3 protein-coding genes are annotated in these 5,247 nt (G+C 40.4%); 2 read left to right on the top strand and 1 reads right to left on the bottom strand.

Annotated features, from left to right (window positions below; translation table 11 throughout):
• A partial coding sequence (locus AFK68_RS11770) for a hypothetical protein (RefSeq protein ID WP_210407358.1) occupies nt 1-320 on the bottom strand: 320 nt, incomplete at its 3' end.
• 138 nt (nt 321-458) lie between these two features.
• Between AFK68_RS11770 and AFK68_RS11765 the strand changes: the two genes are divergently transcribed.
• Nucleotides 459-2,273: an aspartate kinase gene (locus AFK68_RS11765; RefSeq protein WP_094672949.1), complete on the top strand. Its 1,815-nt coding sequence runs from the start codon at nt 459-461 to the stop codon at nt 2,271-2,273.
• 1,000 nt (nt 2,274-3,273) lie between these two features.
• Complete coding sequence (locus AFK68_RS11760; RefSeq protein ID WP_246844134.1) at nt 3,274-3,975, top strand: helix-turn-helix transcriptional regulator; 702 nt, start codon at nt 3,274-3,276, stop codon at nt 3,973-3,975.
• The last annotated feature ends 1,272 nt before the right edge of the window (nt 3,976-5,247 follow it).

The raw sequence follows: 5,247 nt of genomic DNA, 5'->3' as shown, positions 1-5,247 counted from the left end.
AACTTGTAATCAATATCACTAATTAATTCCCCTAAATATTGTTTGACAGATTCTTCCCCTATTTTACCTATTTTATAATTAATAAATTCATCAGAAAAATCATCTATATCCCCATAATACTTGTATGTTAACTCCTCACAAAACCAATTCATTTGTTTTTCTTTTTCATCATCACCATCACAAACAGCCTCTAAATGAGTAGCCCCATCAAAGTCGCATCTTCCTCTTGTACTTGTAAAAGCAGGTATCTTGTAGTTTAGTTTGATAATAAATTCATCTTGTTGTGATTCTAAAATTGTCATCCAATTAATTTCTGGCATAAGATAAATTACCAATATCTGACGAAAATTAATTATTTTTTAAACATTAAATTATACAACATTTTAATCAATCCGGTTAACAACTTTCAACCAAAGAATTTAAAATCAGTACGTTAATAGTCTAATTCTCAAATCAATATGCTAATAGTCCAAAAATACGGTGGTACATCAGTCGGCTCTGTCGAAAGAATTAAAGCAGTGGCCCAACGTATAGCTCAAACAGCCAGCGATCGCTCAGTAGTAGTAGTCGTTTCGGCCATGGGAAAAACCACAGATGGTTTAGTCAAACTAGCAAACGAAATCTCTTCCAACCCCTGTCGTCGAGAAATGGATATGCTACTATCCACAGGTGAACAAGTTACCATCGCTCTAATGAGTATGGCCTTACAAGAATTAGGAGTGCCAGCTATTTCTCTCACCGGAGCGCAGGTAGGAATAGTAACAGAAGCTAAACATTCCCACGCTCGTATTTTGCATATTAAAACCGAACGGATAGAAGAACATCTGCAACTAGGAGAAGTTGTCGTTGTTGCAGGTTTCCAAGGTATTAGTCACAGTCGCCATCAGGAAATTACAACATTAGGTAGAGGCGGTTCAGATACTTCCGCAGTTGCTTTAGCAGCAGCACTCCAAGCAGAAAAGTGTGAAATATATACAGATGTGCCAGGAATTCTCACAACCGATCCCCGCATAGTACCCGAAGCGCAGTTAATGTCAGAAATTACCTGTGATGAAATGTTGGAGTTGGCAAGTCTAGGCGCAAAAGTGCTACATCCCAGGGCAGTCGAAATTGCTCGAAATTATGGAATGCCATTAGTAGTCTTATCCAGTTGGAGCGATGAACCGGGTACTCGCGTCGTTTCGGCAATACCAAAACGTCGCGCTCTCCAAGATTTAGAATTAACCAAACCTGTAGATGCTATAGAATATGACACTAACCAAGCTGCAATTTCCATGTTGCACCTTCCCGACTCCCCTGGTGTGGCAGCCAAATTATTTTCTGGTATTGCTGTACAAAATATAGATGTAGATTTAATTATTCAATCTATTCACGAAAGCAATACTAATGATATTGCCTTTACCGTCGGGAAAGATACTTTAAAACAAGCAGCAGCAGTAGCGGATGCCATACTACCTGCTTTAGGCAAAAATTCTGACCCCAGTTTGGGCGAACCGGAAGTCAAAACAGAAGAGAGACCTATTGCCAAAGTCAGTCTTGTGGGTGCGGGAATGATCGGGCGCCCACGAGTAGCAGCAAAAATGTTTGAAACTTTGGCAGAAGCAGGAGTAAATATAGTAATGATTTCTACTTCGGAAGTTAAGGTTAGTTGTGTAGTTGATGCAGAAGACTGTGAAAAGGCAGTTAATTGTTTGTGTCAAGCATTTGATGTGGATGTTGCAGATATTTCCATTAGCTCTGCTGCTTCTGAGTCGGAAGAGTTGCCCCCACCAGTGCGAGCAGTTGCTTTAGATATCAAGCAAGCAAGACTAGCAGTACGTCACATTCCCGATCGCCCAGGAATGGCAGCCAAAATATTTGGTTTGTTGGCGCAGCAAAATATTAGCATAGATATGATTATTCAATCCCAACGTTGTCATCATGTGGATGGAGTTTTGACTCGCGATATTGCTTTTACTGTATCTCAAGCAGAGGCAGAAACTGCATATCAAACTTTGGCAAATGCAGCATTAGAGTTTGGTTGGGGAGAAGTCGTATTAGAGAGTGGTATTGCCAAGGTGAGTGTAGTTGGTTCCGGAATGATTGCACATCCAGGGGTAGCAGCGCAAATGTTTGAAGCATTGTCAGCAAGTCAAATCAATATTTTGATGATTGCCACTTCGGAAATTAAAATTAGTTGTGTGGTAGAAGAGGAGGATGGAGTCAAAGCGCTGCAAGCTATTCACAAAGCCTTTGGTTTGTCTGGAAATGAGGTAATTAAGGTTCCAGCTTGATAAATCTCTAGAGCTAGGGTAGGCAAAATAAAGGAGATTCACTATATGAATATAGAACCCATTTGGGATCTATGAACGAGAGTGTGGGAAGTTTGGGAAGAGATGGAAGAGAGGGAAACTTAGAGAGTAGCTAAGTATAGGGGAAAAGGTAGAATTTAAGCCCCTAAATTCTACCTTTTCCCCTATTCTATATTCTCATTCTCCTGACTCCTATGCCACTTTGCAAACATACCAAATGGCTTCTATAGATAAATTACTATTTGTCTACCTTTCTACATAATTGACACGATCTAATCCTTTCTAATATCATGTCCGGATAAGAGCGCCATAGAACTCCGTTCCGCTTACGCGATAGAAAAACTTTCTCCTCCTTGTAACTTAAAATTACCTATTCTTCCCTCCTGACTCCTGTACGGGCGATTTCCTACGGAATGCTCCGCAAACGCGTTTACAAAGTATTCCGGAACGGAAATCGCCCCTACGACTCCTGACTCCTAGATTAACTATCTAATTACACCCATGCTACCGGATTTGATATAACTCCCGACCCCTAACTCCTCTAATATCATACATTTATTCAGCACTAAATATCTGCTACAAATCCCTCTTCTATGTTTCCTGTTTTGTGTTTTTGTTCCCTATAACAACAGTTTTGTAACAATATTTTCAAAAAAAATTGGTATTACACTTCCATGATTGTTCTTGATGTAAATAATTGTAATACCAAATCCTCTTCTCAAACTAGCTTTTTCCTATCTCTTCTCAAACATTTTTGCTTGTTGCAAGAGTGCCTTTGACCTCACCTGATTTTATGTGGTGTTTCACAACCGGATTTAGTATAAGATTGTGTTGGAAAAAGTCATCAGTTAACTGATGAGCGATCGAATCCTAGTATCTTGAAGATATAATACAAGGTGTAAAAATAGTAATAAGTTGTCAGGGAAAGCTACCGAAGTCGAATAATAAAAAAAGTTAGCTATATAAAAGGAGTATATATATAGTGCTACAGCAAAGGATTTTGGTGAGTCGCGATCGCCAAATTGTCACAAACTACGATCGCTGTGTCCTGAATTTAGTGGGTCAACACTTGATGTATACAGATGAAAATACCTCTAAATTCAACCAAGAGCAACAAATACTGACACAATTTAAGCAAGTTTTCGAGCAGCTAGGTGCAATAATTGTCACAGCAGAGGGACAGTTACTATTGATAACTCAACGGGGAGAACAATTACTGAACCAGTATTTTTCCCCCTATACCCCACACTCATTGCCAGAACCATTACAAAATTGGTTCAAGCATCAGATTTCGTTACTAATATCTAACGGCAAAGTTTCATCCCTCTGTTTACCTTTACACATAGAGCAACTAGGAAAGCAGTTACTGGTTCGCCTTATTTCCAATGTAATTGGGGAGCTATATATCCTGATCTTGGAAGAACAAGAACTACAATCATTTTCAGTTTCTTCTCTAGAATTAATAGGACTAACCAGACGTGAAGCAGAGGTGCTTTTCTGGGTTGCTCAGGATAAAAGCAATGCCGCAATTGCTAAAGTTCTAGGTTGCAGTCAAGGAACAGTGAGAAAACACCAGGAGCATATTCATAGGAAACTGGGTGTACAAACCCGGACTGCTGCTGTAATGGTTGCTCTAGAAAAGTTGGGGTTACTCAAAGGATCGTTTGTTGCAATTTCTTCATAATCCTATACGCAGATCCTCGTATTGTTTCCCAAGTTGATTTAGAGGATTATTAAATTAGGGTGATGAGATTAGATAAGGTCATCTCGGTTCTCCCTAGAATACCAAGGGTTAAAAAAGAATGTTACGAATCAGTTTGAGTCTTTAAAGGAGTTGATTTTAATGTCTATTTGACTTAAAATAGAGGATAGCTATAAAAAAAATTTAGATTCTACTCCTCCTGACTTCTAAGCAATAACCTAACTATTTGTAGCAAATATTTATCACGCCTGGTATAATACTGAGTTCTCTGATAGCACCAGTGGATGACGAGTCAGTGTATACATTGGTTCTGAGAGCCAAGATTATTGTGGTATACATGGTGACTTAGGTGAATTGGCAGTAGAGGCGCAAAGGTCTTGCGTCTCTAGGCGAATCCAAACTGAAAAATTATTTGTCAATAAATGGAGGAATATTACCATGCCGATGTTCAACAACAAACTTGTAATGAGAACTTACGCTCCCAACACCAGTCAGAACGCATGGGTAATTCTTGAGGGTGATAATGCTTGGAAAGTGATACTGGGCAATGGTTTTGGGATTAATAACATAGTCAGTATCCTCACGTCAGCGCAAGCCAATGGACGCCGAGTCACTGCATTTGTAAACGACGACAACCAGGTTGTATGGGTACAGATGATCACTTAGTAGAATTGGCAGTAGAGGCGTAAGGTCTTTGCGCTTCTAGGAGAATCCAAACTGAAAAATTATTTGTCAATAAATGGAGGAATATTACCATGTGGTACAACAACAGACTTGTACTTTTTACCTACGCTCACGTCAATACCCGGTATGCATTCGCAGGAATTGAGGGGGTAAGCGGGGGATGGAAACGGATCGCCCCAACTTCACCTGATGGAGTTACCAATGTGTTAGATATCCTGAAGGTTGCCCAAGGGAATAAGCGTCGAGTTCACGTGTATATTGCTAACGACGGAATGATTTATGCAGCTATAATGCTTCCTTAGGTGAATTGGTAGTAGAGGCGCAAAGACCTTGCGCCTCTAGGGGAATCGAAACTGAAAAATTATTTGTCAATAAACGGAGGAATATTACCATGATCGGAATCGGCAGCAGCACCGTGGGATTAGAAGGGGCACCGCCTTCCCTGAGTGAACTGGAAGCCATGAGTGGAAGTGGCAGCAGCAGCGTGGGATTAGAAGGGGCACCGCCTTCCCTGAGTGAACTGGAAGCCATGAGTGGAAGTGGCAGCAGCAGCGGGGAGTTAGAAGGGGC

The organism is Hydrocoleum sp. CS-953, from assembly GCF_002260545.1.
In the GTDB taxonomy this organism is placed as follows: Bacteria; Cyanobacteriota; Cyanobacteriia; order Cyanobacteriales; family Microcoleaceae; genus Trichodesmium.
The sequence above is the reverse complement of the archived record's forward strand: the minus strand, read 5'-3'. Positions and strand labels throughout refer to the sequence as shown.

Bases quoted from the DNA above. Each gene is read 5' to 3' on its own strand.
- AFK68_RS11765 (WP_094672949.1), top strand. From the start codon at position 459: ATGCTAATAGTCCAAAAATACGGTGGTACATCAGTCGGCTCTGTCGAA.